The sequence below is a fragment of the Dactylosporangium sp. NPDC006015 genome, assembly GCF_040614215.1.
GTDB classification, from domain to species: domain Bacteria; phylum Actinomycetota; class Actinomycetes; order Mycobacteriales; family Micromonosporaceae; genus Dactylosporangium; species Dactylosporangium maewongense.
In genome coordinates, this window is record NZ_JBEXUD010000051.1 from 43,674 (window position 1) to 61,170 (window position 17,497).

Consider the following 17,497-nt stretch of genomic DNA (forward strand, 5'->3'; position numbering starts at 1 on the left):
GCCTTCCCGCAACCCGTTCGCCGCTTGCCTGGGCGGACGGCTAGGGTCGGTGCACATGGGGGAAGAGATCGACATCCCGCTCGACGACGGGCGCACACTCCACGCGTACGACACCGGCAAGGGCGACCTCGTGGTCCTGTGGCACCACGGCACACCCAACACCGGGGCGCCGCCGTCGCCGCTGTTCGACGTGTCCGAGCCGCTCGGCATCCGCTGGATCGCCTACGACCGGCCCGGCTACGGCGGATCCACCCCGCGGCCCGACCGCAGCGTCGCCTCCGCCGCCGGTGACGCCGCCGCGGTCGCCGACGCGCTCGGGGTCTCGCGGTTCGCGGTCATGGGGCACTCCGGCGGCGGCCCGCACGCCCTCGCCTGCGCGGCGCTGCTGCCCGACCGGGTCACGGCCGTCGCGAGCATCGCGTCGCTCAGCCCGTACACGGCGGACTCGGACTACTTCGACGGCATGGCCGACGGGGGAGTCGCCTCGCTGCGGGCCGCCCTCGACGGCCGCGCCGCCAAGGAGGCGCACGCGGCCCGCCCCGGCGACGGCGCCGACATCGGCTTCAACCCCGCCGACTGGACCGCGCTGGACACCGACTGGTCCTGGTTCCAGCAGGTCGTAGCGGCCGGCGTGGCGCACGGCCCGGCGCCGCTCGTCGACGACGACCTGGCGTACGTGCGACCGTGGGGCTTTCCGCTCGCCGCCGTCACCGCCCCGGTCCTGCTCATGCACGGCGCCGCCGACCGGATGGTGCCCAGCGTCCACGCGACCCGCCTCGCCGCCGCCCTGCCAGGCGCTCCGGGTGCTCCGGCCGCTCCGGGTGCTCCGGCCGCCCCGGGCGCCACCGTGCGCATCATCGCGTCGGAAGGCCACATCACCGTCATGCGCCACGCCCACACCGCGCTGCACTGGCTGCGATCGGAGGCCACCCCGTGACCAACTGGACCGACCGGACCCGCCAGGGCTACGTCCTGACCGGCGACGCCACCCGCGTCGACATCGTCCGCGTGCACCGGTGGCTGTCGGAGGAGTCCTACTGGGCCCTCGGCCGCGAGCGCGACGTCATCGCCCGCTCGATCGCCGGCTCGCTGCCGTACAGCGTCTGGCACGACGACACCCAGGTGGCCTTCGCCAGGACCGTCACGGACGGCGCCACCTTCGCGTGGATCTGCGACGTGTTCGTCGACACCGCCCACCGCGGCCGCGGTCTCGGCCAGTGGCTCGTCGACAGCATCGTCGAGGACCTGTCCGCCGCCGGCCTGCAACGCTTCCTGCTCGCCACCCGGGACGCCCACGAGGTCTACCGCCGCTCAGGCTTCGAACCCGTCGCCGGCCCCGGCCGCTTCATGGAGATCGACCGCCGCCCCACCCGCGACGCCATCCTCGCCGCCCTCCCGGATGACCAGCCTTCCCCGTGAATCGTTTGCCGCCGATGTACGCCGCGAGCCTCCCGCCACGCCCGTAGCGCCCCCACCGGCCACCGCGGAGACCGTGCCCGGACGCGCCTCACCCAGAGTCCACCACGCGCACCGGGGCGCCGTAGCTGGTCATCGCCGCAGGAACAGCCGTTCGGATTCGTGTCGCTGACCTGCGTGGTACTACGATGGGTTGCGGCGGATCGCTGTGTGTGAGGGCGATTTGCAGGCATGATGTACGGTCGGTTCAAGCGGAGTGCCCGCCGCCGGGGTCACTCCTCGCCGAGCAACGTGGTGATGTAGCGGGCGATCGTGGCGACGGTCTGCGGTGGCGGTTTCACGAACTCGATGCCGACCTCGCCCGCGGTGTCGGTGTCCAGGTGCCGCACCGCGCGGCCCTGCAGGCGGAGCCGTTCGGTGCCGAGCGTCAGGGTCAGGTCGACCACGGACTCCAGCGGCGGCCGCCAGCCGGACTTCGCCGCGCAGCGCAGCCCGGAGACGCTCAGGTCCAGCAGGTCCGCCTCGGCCTGCATGGTGCCGTGGCCGAGCAGGACGGTGCCCTCGACGGCGGCGCGGTTGTGGCGGCGGCGCTCCAGGCGGTCGGTGACCTGCGCCAGGCTCTCGATGCGGGAGATCGCGGCGCGCACCGCGCCGACGAGCTGCTCGACCGACGCGCGCTGGCGGGCGGCGACCGCGGTGAGCTCGGCGGTGGCGCCGCCGACGGCGTTGACGCCCTGGCTCATGTCGGTGATCACGCCGGCCATGGCGGTCGCATTGGCGCCGAGGGCCTCGACGGTGCTGGTGATGTCGCCCGTCGACTCCTTCGTCTTCGTCGCGAGGTTCTTCACCTCGCCCGCCACGACGCTGAAGCCGCGGCCCGCCTCGCCGGCGCGGGCCGCCTCGATGGTGGCGTTGAGGGCGAGGAGGTTCGTCTGGCCGGCGACGCCCGCGATCAGGTTCGCGATCCCGTCGACCCGGCCGAGGCTGGTCGTGACGGCTTGGATCACGGCGTCGGCGTCCGCGGCGCGGTTCACGACGGTGCGGGTGACCCGGTCCGCGGTGGTCGCCTGCTGCTCGATCGCGTCGGCGGCGGTGAGCACGTCGGCGGCGTCGCTCATCACGGTGCGCAGCTCGGCGAGCGCCGACGCGCTGGTCTCGTCGATGACCTCGCCGGCGCGGCGGCGGACGGTCTGCTCGGCCAGCTGCTGCCGCACGTTCGTCGTCAGCAGCTGCGCCTCCTTCGTCGCGCGCTCCTCCGCCAGGCTGCGCTCCTGCTCCTGCAACGAGTCGAGCATGGCGTCGACGGCCCTGCCGAGGACGGCGATGTCGTCGGTGCCGGTCGGGTTGATCCGCAGCTGGTGGTCGCCGGAGGCGATGATCTGCTCGGTCGTGCGCCGCAGCGGCCCGACCCGTCTGCGCAGCGCCGCCCGTACCCCCCACAGCATCCCGATCACGAGCAGCACGGTCGCGACCGCGACGAACGCGAACAGCTTCACCGCGGTCGCGCTCGCCGCGGCGTGGATCGGCCGGGCCGCGACGACCTCCAGCACGATGCTGTCGCCGTTCACAGAGTCGATGACGGCGTCGACCGCGATGTGGTCGGCGCCGAGGACCTTGGTGGTGATGCGCAGGTCGCCGAGCTCGCTGTGCAGCGCCGGCTGCGGGTCGGCGCCGGAGCGGGCCCGCGGGGCGAGCCGCAGCGGCAGGTCGAGGGCCTCGGAGAGGCGCGCCACCCGGGCGTCGTCGAGGCGCTTGAGCATGATTATGCCACCGGACGGGGCGCCCTCGCCGCTGCTCAGGAACGTGCCGACGCCGCAGAAGAGGTACGGCGCGTCCGCCGACACCACGCCGCACCGCGACACGCCGGGCGCGGCGGACGGGTCGAACAGCTGCTTGAGCACCGCCGGGTCGCGCAGCTGCGGCGGCGGGGTCCCGTGCGTCGGCTGGTCGGTGGTCATGCCGCCGACCCGCAGCGTGCCGTCGGCGCCGATGCCGAACATGCCGTCGATGTCGTTGGCCGAGCTCTGCGCCTCGGGCGGGAAGTCGGCGGCGAAGCCGGCCTTGTCGCTGTTGCCGACGTCGTGGTAGGCGTTGTCCCACACGGCGTTCGTGGCGCCGAACGCCGTGAGCAGCGCCGCCTGCGAGTTCAGCCCGATCCGGATCCGGTCGGCGTCCTGGGCGACCTGGCGCGCCTCGAGCCGTTCGAACGCCCCGGTGGTGATCAGCTGCATCACCAGGAACGCGACCGCGAGACCGGCGAGCCCGCCCGCTACAGGAAGCAGCAGGCGGGTCGACCGGCGTACGTTGGGACCCACGATGACCAGTTCGGCACCGGGCGTCCGGACCTTATGCGATCACGGTCCTGGAGATGCTGAGCGCGGTCTCGTAGGCGGCGGCGGCGTCGTCGCCGGGCTTCGGCTGGGGCGCCAGATCCTGGGACACGTAGATCACCTCGTAGGTGTGGCCGGCCACCGGGCCGGGCCAGCCGCCCGGACGGAACGTGAAGGGCGGCTGCACCGACCCCTTGCCGCCGTCCACCGGCACGATCGTCCAGAGGACGGCGTCGCCGGGGGCGACCCGCCCGTTGCCGCTCCGCGCGTCCAGCAGCCAGATCCGGTCCAGGGACAGGGCCGGGCAGCTGCCCCGCGCCTCCGTGACCTTGAACGTGGTGCCGGCCAGCTCCATCACCCACGACGACGCGCACGAGGACGGCAGGACCTGGGGAACGGAGGGCACCGACACGGGTGGCGTCGCGCTGGCCTGCGTCGGTGTCCCGCCCGGCTCCTCGGTGGCACCAGGCGTCGCTGTGAGGCTGCCGTTCGGCGTCGGCGCGCCGACGCTCTGTCCGGGCCGTACTCCCGCCGACGCCGCGTAGACGCCGAGGATCGTGACGACCGCCGCCGCGAACGTGGCCACGGCCGCGAACCGGCGCCGCGACCGGCGGGGCGCCAGGGTGACCACGTCGGCGGTGTCGTCCTGCACGCGGGGGCGGCCGGCGCGCCGGACCACGTCCGCGAGGTCACCGTCGAAGTCGTTGTCGCCACTGTACGAGAGATCGGCGTACGCGCGCCGGATCAGCTCTCTGGTCGGGTCGGTCTGGTCAGGCATCGCCGTTCGCCTCCGTGAACTGCTGGAACCGCTGCACGTACGGTTGAAGGAGCTTGCGCAACGCCGACACGTGGCTGCGGACCGTCGACTCGCTCATGTCGAGCAGCCGCGCGATGTCCGCCGTGGTGTCGTCGTGCAGGAAGAACAGCAGCGCCACCTGCCGGCGGCGGGTCGGCTGCGCGTCGATCACGCGCCGCACCGCCTGCACCAGCCCCGTGCTGTCCGTGACCCGGTCCAGGTCGCTGTCGGCCCGTCCGACGTCGTGCTGGTCGTCGAGCAGCTCGAACCGGGCGTCGAGCACCGCCACCCGGCGCACGTAGTTCTTCGCGGTCGTCAGCGCATACGCGCGTCGTTGCGCGTCGGCGAGCCGCCGCAGCTGCGGCCAGCGCTCCAGCATCCTGGCGAAGCTCTCCGCGGTCGCCTCGACACCGAGCTCCCGACCGGCGAACGCGCACATGAACCGCTGCACCCCCGGCGCGTCCCGCCGGTAGAACTCGGCGAAGTCCGGGGGTGCCACCCCGAGTTCGTGCGTCGTATCGATCATCCGATCCTCCCTCCTTCAGGGAGAGCACCGGACGCCGGAATCCGTCCAACCGCTACGCCGGGCAGTTCGCCTTCAGCAGCTGCCCCGCCGAGCGGCGGAAGTCCTCGATGCCGGCCACCGGCGGGTCGACGCCCCCGGCGAGGCGGTCGGCCTCGTCGATCTGCGCCCGGGCGAGGTCGCAGTTGCGGTACGACGCCTCCGACGAGCCCCACACGTAGCGGACGCGCGCGATGTAGACCTCGCCGAGGTTGGCGTAGGCGTTGCCCTCGGTCCGCTGCCGCGCGAGCCGTGCCGTGTAGATGGTGACCAGCTCCTGCGACTCCTCGCGCAGCTGCCTGAGGTCGCCCGTCTGGTGGTGTACGGACACCGCGCTGGTCAGCAGGATGACCCGCACGTCCTCGGGCGCGGGCCGGCCCAGCGCCAGGTCGATCGCCGTCCGCGCGTCGGCGATGATCCCGGACGCCGCCAGGGCCTGCGCCGTGAGCGCCAGGTCGACCGGCGAGACGTGCTGCGGGCCGAGCTCCTTGATGAGCTCCCAGGCCTCGATCGCGTGGACGCCGAGCTGCAGCGACGCCGCCTGCCGGTCACCGGCGTCGCCGCGCAGGGTGCTGTCCAGCTCGCCGAGCTTCGTGATGTCGTCGCGCAGCCTGGCCCGCAGGTCGTCCTCGCGGCCCTGGTCGACGCGGTTGTTGCCGGCGTTCGCCGCCCACAGGGAGACGACCACGGCCAGCACGGCGACGACGGCCGAGCCGATCGTGAGGATCTTCTCGGTGCGCGGCCACACCGAGCGCGCCTCGTCCCGCGGCACCGGATCCGGGCCGGGATCGGGTGTCGGCTCCGGATCCGGATCCGGATCCGGCGAAGGCTCGGGATCGGGCGCGGGCTCAGGATCAGGCGACGGCGCGGGCGCGGGCGAAGGTGCGGGTACGGGCGAAGGCGCGGGTGCGGGCGACGGCGAAGGTACGGGTACAGGAGAAGGCGTGGGGTCGGGCTCCGGACCCGGCGGCGGATCGGTCAGCACGGGCGGCGTGGTGGTCATGCCGACCGTCCCAGCTTGTCGGCCGCCCGCTCCAGCTGCAGCCGGGCGATCTGGATCGCGACCTGGTCCATCGCCGTGCTGCGCCGCGCCGGGGCGATCACCTGCGCCGAGCCCACCACATCCTCGATGCGGATGAAGATGATGACGCCGTCGGCGGCGAAGCGGCCGTCCTGCTCCTGCCGGATCGCGACCGACAGCACCTCGGAGTCGGTGGTGTTGCCGTTGGACCGCAGCAGCTCGATCTCCTTGAAGGACAGCTCGATCCCGCCGCCGAGGTCGACCGGCTCGTCCTCGCAGTCGCCGATGTTGTCGCGGAGCTCGTCGAGGAAGTCGGCGGCCGCGTCGGAGTCCTCGTACGCGGCGAGCGACACCGACGCCTGCGTCTCCGGGCTGCCGGGGTGGTCGAACTTGCGGACCGCGGTCGCGTCGGGTGTGGTGTCCGGCTCCTCGTCGCACGGCCAGACCCCGCTGCCGCCGCCGCTCATGGTCTTCCAGCCCGGCCCGATGTCGTCGGCGGCGATCAGCGCCTTCTTCAGCTGGCTCTCGCTGAGCGACGGCCGGGCCGCCTTGGTGGTCCGCTTCACCGACGGCGTCTTCGTCGAGGTCGAGGCCGGCGTCTTCGTCGAGGCAGGGCGGTCCGTCGTCGGCGCTGCCGTCGCCTGGGCGGTGGGCGCGGGGGACGCCGGGGTGGTGGCGGGGCCGGGACCCGGTGGAGCGCCGCCGCACGCCCCCAGCACCCCCACCAGCGCGACCGTCACCGCCATGACCGCCGCGCCCCGGGCCCCACCCACCATCTTCGCCTCCCACCCGTCAGGCTTACCTCGACGGTAAGGATGGGATCGACAGGTGTACACAGGGCGAACGGTTAGTCACGCATCGTCGGTCAGCTATCGGTCGGTGCCCAGGTGGGTCATCATCGGCGCCGGGTAGCGCGAGCCGTGGGCCGAGTCCGCCGGCACGGCGGCCTCGATCGCCGCGAGATCCGCGGCGGTGAGCGCGACCGGGACCAGGGCCTCGGCGAGCCGCTCGCGGGTCCGCGCGCCGACCAGCGGCACGATGTCGGCGCCCTGCGCGGCGACCCAGCCGATCGCCAGCTGCGCGACCGTGACGCCCTTCGCGGCCGCGACGGACCGCAGCGCCTCGACCAGGGCCAGGTTGTGGCCCACGTTCTCGGGTGCGAAGCGCGGGCCGTGCGCCCGGAAGTCCCCCGCCGCGAGCGGGCGGTCGGCGCGCCAGTGGCCGGACAGCAGGCCCCGGGACAGCACCCCGTAGGCGGTCATGCCGATGCCCAGCTCGCGCAGCACCGGCAGCACCTGGTCCTCCACGCCGCGGGACAGCAGCGAGTACTCGATCTGCAGGTCCGCGATCGGGTGCACGGCGTGCGCCCGGCGGATGACGTCGGCGCCGACCTCCGAGAGGCCGATCTCCCGGACGTACCCCTCCTTGACCAGGTCCGCGATGGCGCCGATGGTCTCCTCGATCGGCACCGCGGGGTCGAGGCGGGCGGGGCGGTAGACGTCGATGTGGTCGACGCCGAGGCGGACCAGGGTGTACGCGAGGAAGTTGCGGATCGCGGCCGGGCGGGTGTCCATGCCGCCCCACGCGTTGTCGGGGCCGCGCAGCGCGCCGAACTTGACGCTGAGCCGGACCTTGTCGCGGTCGCCGGGGCGCAGCGCGTCGCGGATGAGCAGCTCGTTGTGGCCCATCCCGTAGAAGTCGCCGGTGTCGATCAGGGTCACGCCGGCGTCGATCGCGGCGTGGATGGTGGCGATGCTCTCGGCGCGGTCCGCCGGGCCGTACATGCCCGACATGCCCATCGCGCCCAGCCCGATCACAGGGCCGTTCATGTTTTGCTCCATGCCTCGACACTGCCCCTGATGGAGGACAACACACAGCGGAGCGCTTTTCGTAGGAGCGGCGGTCCCTGGCTGCGCGCCCCCGCGAGCGGCGAGGATGAAGGCATGCAGCGTGACGACCTCGCCGACTTCCTGCGCCGCCGGCGCGAAGCGATCCGCCCGGCGGACGTCGGGCTCGCGGAGGGGCCGCGAAGGCGCACCGCCGGGCTGCGCCGCGAGGAGGTCGCCCTGCTCGCCGGCATGTCCACCGACTACGTGGTGCGCCTGGAGCAGGGCCGCAGCGCGCAGCCGTCGGCGCAGATGCTGTCGGCCCTCGCCAGGGCGCTGCGGCTGACCGAGGACGAGCGGGACCACCTGTATCACCTGGCCGGGCAGCAGCCGCCGCGGTCGCCGGGCGGGGCCACGCACGCGCGGGCGGGCCTGCTGCGGATGCTCGACCTGCTCGGCGACACGCCCGCGACGGTGGCGAGCGACCTGGGGGAGACCCTGGCGCAGAACCGGATGGCGACGCTGCTGTTCGGCGACCAGACCAGCTTCCGCGGCGACCGGCGCTTCCACGCGTGGCGGTGGTTCACCGATCCGGAGTGGCGGCAGGCGTACCCGCAGGAGGACGCCGAGCACCACAGCCGGGTCACGGTGGCGGACCTGCGGGCGACCGCCGCCCGGCGGCACGGCGACTCGGACGTCGACGGGCTGGTGCACCGGCTGCTCGCGGCGAGCCCGCAGTTCGCGGCCCTGTGGGGCGAGCACGAGGTCGCGGTCCGCCGCTCCGACCGCAAGCGGATCGTCAACCGGCAGGTCGGGGTCATCCACCTGGACTGCGAGACGCTGGTGACGCCGGACCTGGGGCAGAAGCTGCTCGTGCTGACGCCACAGCCGGGCACCGACGCCGCGGAGAAGCTGGCGTTGCTCTCAGTGGTCGGGTTGACACATTTCAGCGCATGAATACCCGCTGGTACCGACTTTCTTCGCGACTTTGATTGACATCCGACAGTTAACTTTCCTATCGTTTCAGCCACCTGTCATCGCGCCGGTGGCACCTCCTTCAGTGGTTGCGGGTATCCCACCCTGCCCGTTCGCCGCCGGCCGACCATCCGAAGGAGCACCCGTTGTCCTCCTCGTCCGAACTGGAGCCCGGGACCGCCCGTCCCGGACGCCACCGGGCCCGCCGGTCGGCCTTCGCCGCCGGTGCGCTCGCCATCGCCACCGCCGCCGCGGGTGGCGTCTTCGCCCTGGTCAACCAGGGTGCCGCCGATGCCGCCACGCTGCCCAACGGGTTCAAGAGCGTCGGCTACATGCCGTCGTGGGCCGGCAGCGCCAACAGCATCCAGTACAGCAAGCTGACCCACATCAACTACGCGTTCGTGCTGCCCAACAGCAACGGCAGCCTGCAGGGCCTCGACAACCCGTCGAAGCTGCAGTCGATCGTGTCGCTCGGCCACGCCGCGGGCGTCAAGGTCTCCATCGCCGTCGGCGGCTGGAACGACGGCAACGACTCCGGTTTCGAGGGCCTGGCCGGCAACGCGACCGCCCGGACCGCGTTCGTCAACAACATCGTGAACCTGGTCAACCAGTACAACCTCGACGGCGTCGACATCGACTGGGAGTACCCCGACCCGGGCACCTCCGGCAACAACTACACCGCGCTCATGTCGCAGCTGAGCACCGCCATGCACAGCCGCGGCAAGCTCCTCACCGCCGCCGTCGTGTCCGAGGGCGGCACCGCCAACGGCGTGCAGCCGGCCGTGTTCGGCTACGTCGACTGGCTCAACATCATGGCCTACGACGGCGGCAGCCCGCACGCGAACTACGACTGGTCGATCGCGGCCGTGAACTTCTGGAAGGGCCGCGGCCTGCCGGCCTCGAAGGCGGTCCTCGGCGTGCCGTTCTACTCGCGGCCCGGCTACTACACGTACAGCGACCTCGTGGCCCGCGACCCGGCGAACGCCAACCGGGACTGCACCACGATCAACGGCGTCCAGGAGTGCTACAACGGCATCCCGACGATCAAGCGCAAGACCACGTGGGCCATGGCCAACGCCGGCGGCATCATGAACTGGGAGCTGTCCCAGGACACCAACACCAGCACCTCGCTGGTCAGCGCGATCTACACCACGGCCACCGGCGGCACCCAGCCGACCGGCGGCCCGACGACGAACCCGGGTGGCCGCACCGGCCGCATCACGGGGATCGCCGGCAAGTGCGTCGACGTCGCCGCCGCCTCCTCCGCCAACGGCACCGCGGTCCAGCTGTACACCTGCAACGGCACCACCGCGCAGAACTGGACCGTCGCGGGTGACGGCACGCTGCGGGCCCTCGGCAAGTGCATGGACGTCACCAGCGCCGGCACCGCCAACGGCACGAAGATCCAGCTCTGGGACTGCAACGGCACGGGCGCCCAGGTCTGGCAGTCGCAGTCCGACGGCACGCTGCGCAACCCCGTCTCCGGCAGGTGCCTCGACGTGACCGGCAACGTGTCCACCGACGGCACCCGCCTGCAGATCTGGGACTGCTTCGCCGGCGCGAACCAGCGCTGGGTCCTGCCCTAAGCAAGTTGTGCGCAACCGGTGGCCGGGCCTTCGTGCCCGGCCACTTCGGTGTTCAGCCGAGATGGCCGGGCGCCTTGGTGTCCAGCCGAGATGGCCGGGCGCCTTGGTGTCCAGCCGAGATGGCCGGGCGCCTTGGTGTCCAGCCGAGATGGCCGGGAGCGTTGGTGTCCAGCCGAGGTGGCCGGGCGGCTCGGTGTTCAGCCGAGGTGGACCGGCAGGGTCGTGGTGCCGTGGATGAGGACGCCGGGGCGCCAGATGAGCTCCGAGGCGGGCACGGCCAGGCGCATCGCCGGGAACGCGGCGAGGAGGTCGCGGAAGGCGATCTGCGCCTCCAGCCGGGCCAGGGGAGCGCCGAGGCAGTAGTGGATGCCGTGGCCGAAGGCCAGGTGCTGGTTGTCGGGGCGGTCCAGGTCGACCGCGGCCGGGTCGGGGAAGCGGTCCGGGTCGCGGTCCGCGCTGAGCAGCGAGATGGCGACGACGGCGCCCGCCGGGATGGTGATGCCGCCGTACGTGACGGGCTCCATCGCCACCCGGAACGTCGCCGTCTCCACCGGTGACTCCAGGCGCAGGAACTCCTCGACGGCCCGCGGGATCAGCGCCGGGTCGGCGAGGAGGCGCCGGTGCTCCTCCGGGCGGGTCAGCAGGGTCCACATGCCGTTGCCGATCAGGTTGACCGTGGTCTCGTGCCCGGCGATCAGCAGCAGGAACACCATCGACGTGAGCTCGTCCTCGTCGAGGCGGTCGCCCTCGTCGGTGGTCGCGATGAGCGCGCTGAGCAGGTCGTCGGCCGGCTCGGCGCGCTTCGTCGCGATCAGGGTCCGCAGGTAGGCGAGGAAGCTCGCGGCGGCCTCCGGGACGCCGGACCGCTCCACTGACCCGGCCACCAGGACGCCGGTCCAGCGCCGGAACTCCGTCTGATCCTCCTGCGGGATGCCGAGCAGCTCACAGATGACCTGGATCGGCAGCTGCACGGCGTAGTCGTCGATGACGTCGCCGTGCTCCCGCTCGGCCATGCCGGCGATCAGGGCGGCGCTGAGCTCCTCGACCCGGCCGCGCAGCTGCTCCACCCGGCGGGCGGTGAACGCCTTCGCGACGAGCCGCCGCAGCCGGGTGTGGTCCGGCGGGTCGTTCGCCAGCAGGTGCCTGGTCAGCGGGGCACTGACCTCCCGGGCGAGGGCCGCGGCGTTCGCGGTCGCGCCGACCCGCTTCGACAGCCGCGGGTCGCCGAGCGCCGACCTGGCGTCGGCATACCTGGTGACCAGCCACATCTCCATGCCGGTCGGCAGCTGCAGCCGGTGCACCGGCGCCTGCTCCCGCATCGCGGCGTACACCGGATGCGGGTCGTCCCAGAAGTCCTGCGTGAACAGCGGCGTGCTCGGCGCGGTAGTCACCCATCCACGGTAGCCAATCATCACGCGATTCGGTGCCCCGGTCACCGTGAGTGATGAATGTGCGGTCAGGGCTTGCCGAGCCAGTCGACGAAGTGGATGGTGCCGATGCGGGCGCCCGGGCCGGGGGTCAGGGAGGTGTCGTCGAGCTCGGTGCCGAAGTAGCGGGCGTGCGGGTCGGTCGTCACCTCCTGGACCGGCTCGGCGCCTTCCTGGGCGGCGAGGAAGCGGCGGACGTGCTCGTCCATGCGCACCGGCTCCGGGCCGCCGAGCTCGACGATCCCGTCGACCGGGGCGGCCTGCGCGACGTCGGCGAGGGTGGCGGCGACGTCGTCGGCGGCGACCGGCTGGTAGAGCGCCGGCGGGAGGTGGATGGCGCCGTCGACGACCGAGGACTGGGCGATCGCCTGCGTGAACTCGAAGAACTGGGTGGCCCGCAGGATCGTGAACGGCAGCCCGGACCCGGTGATCGCGGCCTCCTGGGCGACCTTGGCCCGCAGGTATCCGCTGTCGGGCAGGCGGTCGGCGCCGACGACCGACAGGGCGACGACGTGGGAGACGCCGGCGGTGCGGGCGGCGGCGAGGAGGTTGCGGGCCGAGGTGCGGAAGAACTCGAGGACCGCCGCGTCCTCGAACGACGGCGAGTTCGACACGTCGACCACGACCTGGGCGCCGGCCAGGACCTCCGGCAGGCCCTCGCCGGTGACGGTGTTGACGCCGGTGGCCGGGGAGGCCGGGACGACCTCGTGGCCGGCGGTGCGCAGCAGGTGGGTGAGCTTGCCGCCGATCAGGCCCGTGCCGCCGATGATGACGAACTTCATGAGGGTCTCCTCCACAGATCCAACTCGGACAAATCTTGTCCGGGATGATGCCACCACCATACCCGGACATGAAGTGTCCGAGTCAAGTAGGATGGCGGGGTGAAGATGTCGGGCGGGGTCGAGTGGGCGCTGCACTGCTGCGTGGTGCTCACCGCGGCGCCCGCGCCCGTGCCGGCGGGGCGACTCGCCGAGCTGCACGACGTCTCCGGCAGCTATCTGGCCAAGCAGCTGCAGAGCCTGTCCCGGGCCGGCCTGGTCCACTCGGTGCAGGGGCACGCCGGCGGCTACCGGCTCACCCGCCCGGCGGGCGAGATCACCGTGCTGGACGTGGTGGTGGCCGTGGACGGGCCGCAGCCGGCGTTCGTGTGCACGGAGATCCGCCAGCGGGGGCCCCTCGCGACCCCGGCGGAAATGTGCACGGCGCCGTGCGCGATCAGCCGCGCGATGGCCGCCGCCGAGCACGCCTGGCGGGAGGCGCTGCGGGCGGTCACCATCGCCGACCTCGCCGAGAGCGTCACCGGCGACTACGGCCCGGCCGTCTTCGACGGCATCCGCGCCTGGCTGCGCTGACGCCGCCACGCGCGGCGGGGGCGCTCCAGTGATCTGACATCGTTGACACAACTCGTATCGATGCTCTTAGCTGTACGGCAACATCCCGGTCGATCGAGGAGCTGCCGTGCGCGCGTCCGTCCGTGCCCTGACGATGGTGCTGGCCGCCGCGGCGTGCGCCGTGGTCCCCGCGGCCGCGTCCCAGGCGGCGACGCCCGCCCGGATCATGCCGCTGGGTGCGTCGATCACGTGGGGCACCAGCTCCACCGACGGCAACGGCTACCGGGAGGCGCTGCGCCGGCACCTCGCCGACGACGCCGGGGTCGCGCTCGACATGGTCGGCTCGCAGCGCTCCGGCACCGCCGCGGACAACGACAACGAGGGGCATCCCGGGTACCGCGTCGACCAGGTCGCGGCCGGCGCCGACGCCTGGATCGCGGCGGCCCGGCCCGACGTCGTGCTGCTCAACGTCGGCACCAACGACATGCTGCAGAGCTACGACCTGCCCAACGCGCCGGCGCGCCTGAGCGCCCTCGTCGACCAGATCCTGCGGGCCGCCCCGACCGCGACGGTCGTCGTCTCGACGCTCGTGCCGAACCCGGACGCGGCGGTGGAGGCGAGGGTCCGCGCGTACAACGGCCAGATCCCGGGCATCGTCCAGGCCAAGGCCGCGGCGGGCAAGAAGGTCCGCCTGGCCGACTTCCACGCCAACCTGACCCTGGCCGACATCGGCCCCGACCGGATCCACCCGACCGACGGCGGCTACGCCAAGCTCGCCGACGTGTGGTTCTCCGCGCTCCAGCCGGTGCTCGGCGCCGGCCGGCCGTGGCCGCTGTTCAAGACCGACTTCGGGGCCGCCGCGCCGCCGCTCACGTGGACCGACACGGTGCAGGCGGCGCGCAACGTCACCGGGTACTGCTGCGGCCTCACGTCGATGGAGTCGGGCCGCCGGGCGGAGGTCGCGCACGGCGGCACCTACGCGCTCATGTACTCCGGCACCGACACCAGCGCCGCGGGGTCGTACTCCTACAACCGGGTCTTCGACGTGCACCTGCCGCTGACCGCGGGCACCACGCTCACCTACTGGATCTATCCGCAGTCCGTCAACGGCACCTTCGTGGCGCTCGACCTCGCGCTCACCGACGGCCGGTCGCTGCGCGACTCGGGCGCCGTGGACCAGTCCGGGGTCAGGGCACACCCGCAGTTCCAGGGCGAGGGCCGGCGCCTGGTGGTCAACCAGTGGAACCTGGTGCAGGTCAGCCTCGCCGGCCTGGCGGGCGGCACCGTCGACCAGATCCGCATCGGCTACGACCAGCCCGGCGCCACGGGCACGTTCCGCGGCTACGTCGACGACATCCAGATCGTCAACGCACCGCAGCCGTGACCTTCGGCAGCGCCGCCCGGGTGACGGTGACGAGACGGTCGCGGAGGTCCTGCTTCTGCGCGGCCGTCCAGCCGGCCTTGTCCTGACGGTCGACGGAGATCCGCATCTGCCACACCAGGTTGCCGTCGCGGACGCCGATGCGCAGGGTCAGCATCGTCTTCGCCTGCGCGCTGGCGCCGGCCATCTCGAAGACGACGGCCTCCTCGCCGAGACCCGTCAGCTGGACGGGCTGCAGGTTGAGGGCGGCGTCGCCGGCGATGCGCTGCTTGTAGTCGTACGCGGCGGTCGCCTCTTCGGGGGTGATCCGGAGCTCGGCGGCGAAGGAGGCGCGCCCGACCCCGTTGTCGTGCAGCCGGACCGCGATGCACGACGCGTTGCCGCCGGCCGCGCCGACGTCGAGCCGGGACGCCGGTGGGGAGTCCGCCTTCTCGTACAGGCCGGCGAACGGCGCCAGGTCGATGCTGGCGCACAGATCGTCGGGGACCTTCCTCAGGTCGTAGCGGGCGGCGACGGCGGTCGGCGAGGTGCCGTCGGACGCTCCGGCGGAGTCGTCCGGCAGGTTGGCCAGGAGGACGGCGGCACCGGCGAGGACGACGACGGCCGCGGCGATCCCGGCGAGCAGCCGCTTCCGCGACCCCCGCCCGCGTGCCCCGGACCGCGCGGCGGCCACCGTCTCGACAGGCGCGGCGCCGGCATCCCGCGCGGCGCCGGCATCCCGCGCTGCGCCGGTGCTCTGCGTGGCGCCGGGGTGCGGCGTGGAGCCGGCCGGTGGGGCGCCGGGATGCGGCGGGGCGGTGGGGGAGCCGGCGGTCGTGTCCGTCGTGGCAGGGGCCGGTCGTGAGACGGTCAGCGCGCCCTCGGCCACCACCAGCTCGGGCTGCTCGGCGACGACCGGCGCGATCCCGAGCGCCTCGTGCAGCATCGTCGCCACCAGGGGAATCCGGCTGGAGCCGCCGACGAGGAACAGCCCGGCGAGCTCGGCAGGCCGCAGCCCGTCCTCGGCGAGCAGCGACTGCACCATCGCCACGCTCGGCCGCAGCACCGGCCGCATCAGGCCTTCCAGCTGCTCCCGCCCGAGCGGCACCTCCCGCCCGAGCGCCGGCACCATGATCACGGTGCCGCTGGCGCGCGACAGCATCTCCTTCGCGGCCCGCACCTGGTCCCACAGCCGGCGCCGGGTCGCCGCGTCGGTCCAGAGGGTGCCGTACGTCGCCTGCAGGAAGCCGACGACCGCCGCGTCCACGTCGAGGCCGCCGAGGTCGTTGAGGCCCGCGGACGCGAAGGGCTCGAACCCGTCCGCCCGGCGGCGCAGCAGCGTGGCGTCACAGGTGCCGGCGCCCAGGTCGTACACCATGACGACGGCACCCACTGGCACCTCCTGCGCCTCCGCGAGGAAGGTCGCGGCGGCCACGGGCTCGGGCACCAGCCGCACCCCGCCGGGGTCGAACCCGGCGAGCAGCGCCGCGTCGGTGAGCAGCGCCCGGCGGCCCGCGCCCCAGTCGGCGGGGTGGGTGAGCGTGACGTCACCCTGTTGTACGACCTGGGGGCCGGCGACCCTGGCCGCCTCGGCCGCGACCCGCCGCAGGACCGCGGCGACCAGGTCCCGGACGCCGACCTCCGCGTCGCCGAGCAGGACGGCGGTGTCCGTGATGCGGCGCTTCGGGTTGGGTTCGAGCCGCTCCGGGAAGCTGTGCGACAGGTGCGCCGCGTCGCGCCCGGTGTGCAGGCGCCCGTCGGGCCCGAGCAGCACGGCGGAGGACAGCAGCGGCGAGCCGTCGAAGAGCAGCTGCTGGACGCGCCCGTCGGCCCGTTGCAGCACCGCGATCGTCGTGGACGTGCCGAAGTCGATGCCCAGCCGGGACCGCGCACGCGTCATGGCGCGGCACAGTAACGCATCCACCCGTTCCGGCGACATCGGCCCGGGATCGCCGGCAGGCCGCGGGGCTTCGAGCTGCACGACCGCTGGGCGCACAGGCTCAGGATGCGCGGCGCTGCGGCATACTGCTGCCGTGGATCATGTGGCGCAGCGGCAGGTGATGGTCGACGCGGTCGGCGAGCAGGTCGGGCCCGGCCGGGCCGTCCGGACCGTGCGGGACCTCGACGCGGACGGGGTGCCCGTCCGGCTCTATCAGGACGGTGACGCGGCGGAGCCGCCGGTGATCGTCTACGCGCACGGCGGCGGCTGGGTCCTCGGCGACCTCACCACGCACGACGGGCTGTGCCGGCTCCTCGCCGCCGAGACCGGCTGGGCGGTGCTCGCCGTGGACTACCGGCGGGCGCCCGAGTCGCCGTTCCCGGCCGCGTTCGAGGACATCGACACCGTCTGCGGGTGGCTGCGGGTGTACGGGCGCCAGCACGGACTGGACCCCACGGCCGTCGCGGTCGCCGGTGACTCCGCCGGCGGGCTGCTCGCGGCGGTCACCGCCCGGCGGGAACGCGACGCCGGCCGGGGGCTGCTGGCGCAGGTGCTGATCTGCCCCGCGCTGAGCCCCGCCATGGACTACCCGGACCTCGGCAACGACGGGCTGTGGCCGCAGGAGATGGCCGAGTTCTGGGACCTGTTCTGCCCGCCGGGCGTGGACCGGCACCAGCCGGACCTCGACCCGTTCCTCGCCGACCCGGCCGGCCTGCCGCCGGCGGTCGTCGTCACCGCCGAGCTCGACATCCTGCGCGACGAGGCCGAGCGGTACGCCGCCTTCCTCGCGTCCGCGGGCGTGCCGGTCATCGCCACCCGGTACCAGGGAACCTTCCACAACTTCCCGAGGAAGCTGGCGCTGACGAAGGACGCCGCGGTCGCCGTCGCCCAGATCGCCGCCGCGCTGCGGGCCCTCACGTAGCGCGCC

General features: G+C 73.3%; 16 protein-coding genes. 7 read left to right on the top strand and 9 right to left on the bottom strand.

Annotated elements, in window-relative coordinates; genetic code table 11:
- The first annotated feature begins 55 nt into the window (after nucleotides 1-55).
- A complete protein-coding gene (locus ABZ321_RS48920) occupies nucleotides 56-937 on the top strand; it encodes an alpha/beta hydrolase (protein ID WP_354903254.1) in 882 nt (293 codons plus the stop codon).
- The gene (locus ABZ321_RS48925) at nucleotides 934-1,419 is read left to right on the top strand and encodes a GNAT family N-acetyltransferase (protein ID WP_354903256.1); all 486 of its coding nucleotides are present in this window, start codon (nucleotides 934-936) and stop codon (nucleotides 1,417-1,419) included. Before ABZ321_RS48920 ends, ABZ321_RS48925 begins: the two co-directional genes overlap by 4 nt.
- A 269-nt stretch (nucleotides 1,420-1,688) precedes the next feature.
- Here ABZ321_RS48925 and ABZ321_RS48930 read toward each other — a convergent pair whose 3' ends face one another.
- From ABZ321_RS48930 to ABZ321_RS48955, 6 genes are all read right to left on the bottom strand, one after another.
- Nucleotides 1,689-3,731: a methyl-accepting chemotaxis protein gene (locus ABZ321_RS48930; protein ID WP_354903257.1), complete on the bottom strand. Its 2,043-nt coding sequence runs from the start codon at nucleotides 3,729-3,731 to the stop codon at nucleotides 1,689-1,691.
- A 31-nt stretch (nucleotides 3,732-3,762) separates the two neighbouring features.
- A complete protein-coding gene (locus ABZ321_RS48935) occupies nucleotides 3,763-4,524 on the bottom strand; it encodes a hypothetical protein (protein ID WP_354903258.1) in 762 nt (253 codons plus the stop codon).
- Nucleotides 4,517-5,068 (bottom strand): sigma-70 family RNA polymerase sigma factor, encoded by a 552-nt coding sequence (locus ABZ321_RS48940; protein WP_344498997.1) that lies wholly within the window; start codon nucleotides 5,066-5,068, stop codon nucleotides 4,517-4,519. Before ABZ321_RS48940 ends, ABZ321_RS48935 begins: the two co-directional genes overlap by 8 nt.
- Nucleotides 5,069-5,120: 52 nt before the next feature.
- Complete coding sequence (locus ABZ321_RS48945) at nucleotides 5,121-5,852, bottom strand: hypothetical protein (RefSeq protein ID WP_354903260.1); 732 nt, start codon at nucleotides 5,850-5,852, stop codon at nucleotides 5,121-5,123.
- Between the two features lie 251 nt (nucleotides 5,853-6,103).
- Nucleotides 6,104-6,901 (bottom strand): hypothetical protein, encoded by a 798-nt coding sequence (locus ABZ321_RS48950; protein ID WP_354903261.1) that lies wholly within the window; start codon nucleotides 6,899-6,901, stop codon nucleotides 6,104-6,106.
- 93 nt (nucleotides 6,902-6,994) lie between these two features.
- Nucleotides 6,995-7,954, bottom strand: coding sequence for an aldo/keto reductase (locus ABZ321_RS48955; protein WP_354903263.1), 960 nt, complete (start codon nucleotides 7,952-7,954; stop codon nucleotides 6,995-6,997).
- 114 nt (nucleotides 7,955-8,068) lie between these two features.
- On the opposite strand from ABZ321_RS48955, the gene ABZ321_RS48960 reads away from it, so the two are divergent.
- Both ABZ321_RS48960 and ABZ321_RS48965 read left to right on the top strand, forming a co-directional pair.
- Nucleotides 8,069-8,908 carry a helix-turn-helix transcriptional regulator gene (locus ABZ321_RS48960; protein ID WP_354903264.1) on the top strand — a complete coding sequence of 280 codons (840 nt, stop codon included), beginning with the start codon at nucleotides 8,069-8,071 and terminating at the stop codon, nucleotides 8,906-8,908.
- A 254-nt stretch (nucleotides 8,909-9,162) separates the two neighbouring features.
- Nucleotides 9,163-10,512 (top strand): glycosyl hydrolase family 18 protein, encoded by a 1,350-nt coding sequence (locus tag ABZ321_RS48965; RefSeq protein ID WP_344500684.1) that lies wholly within the window; start codon nucleotides 9,163-9,165, stop codon nucleotides 10,510-10,512.
- A gap of 197 nt (nucleotides 10,513-10,709) precedes the next feature.
- Here the strand turns inward: ABZ321_RS48965 and ABZ321_RS48970 are convergent, their stop codons facing one another.
- Together ABZ321_RS48970 and ABZ321_RS48975 are read right to left on the bottom strand one after the other, a co-directional pair.
- The gene (locus tag ABZ321_RS48970; RefSeq protein ID WP_354903266.1) at nucleotides 10,710-11,903 is read right to left on the bottom strand and encodes a cytochrome P450; all 1,194 of its coding nucleotides are present in this window, start codon (nucleotides 11,901-11,903) and stop codon (nucleotides 10,710-10,712) included.
- Nucleotides 11,904-11,968: 65 nt separating this feature from the next.
- Nucleotides 11,969-12,721, bottom strand: a complete 753-nt coding sequence (locus ABZ321_RS48975) for an NAD(P)H-binding protein (RefSeq protein WP_344499009.1) — start codon at nucleotides 12,719-12,721, stop codon at nucleotides 11,969-11,971.
- A gap of 105 nt (nucleotides 12,722-12,826) precedes the next feature.
- On the opposite strand from ABZ321_RS48975, the gene ABZ321_RS48980 reads away from it, so the two are divergent.
- Together ABZ321_RS48980 and ABZ321_RS48985 are read left to right on the top strand one after the other, a co-directional pair.
- Nucleotides 12,827-13,291 carry an Rrf2 family transcriptional regulator gene (locus tag ABZ321_RS48980; RefSeq protein ID WP_344500686.1) on the top strand — a complete coding sequence of 155 codons (465 nt, stop codon included), beginning with the start codon at nucleotides 12,827-12,829 and terminating at the stop codon, nucleotides 13,289-13,291.
- Between the two features lie 106 nt (nucleotides 13,292-13,397).
- Nucleotides 13,398-14,654 carry an SGNH/GDSL hydrolase family protein gene (locus ABZ321_RS48985; protein ID WP_354903267.1) on the top strand — a complete coding sequence of 419 codons (1,257 nt, stop codon included), beginning with the start codon at nucleotides 13,398-13,400 and terminating at the stop codon, nucleotides 14,652-14,654.
- Here the strand turns inward: ABZ321_RS48985 and ABZ321_RS48990 are convergent.
- Nucleotides 14,635-16,530, bottom strand: a complete 1,896-nt coding sequence (locus tag ABZ321_RS48990) for an Hsp70 family protein (RefSeq protein WP_354903269.1) — start codon at nucleotides 16,528-16,530, stop codon at nucleotides 14,635-14,637. The two genes, ABZ321_RS48985 and ABZ321_RS48990, sit on opposite strands and share 20 nt — an antisense overlap.
- A 133-nt stretch (nucleotides 16,531-16,663) precedes the next feature.
- On the opposite strand from ABZ321_RS48990, the gene ABZ321_RS48995 reads away from it, so the two are divergent.
- Complete coding sequence (locus ABZ321_RS48995) at nucleotides 16,664-17,491, top strand: alpha/beta hydrolase (RefSeq protein ID WP_354903271.1); 828 nt, start codon at nucleotides 16,664-16,666, stop codon at nucleotides 17,489-17,491.
- Nucleotides 17,492-17,497 lie beyond the last annotated feature (6 nt).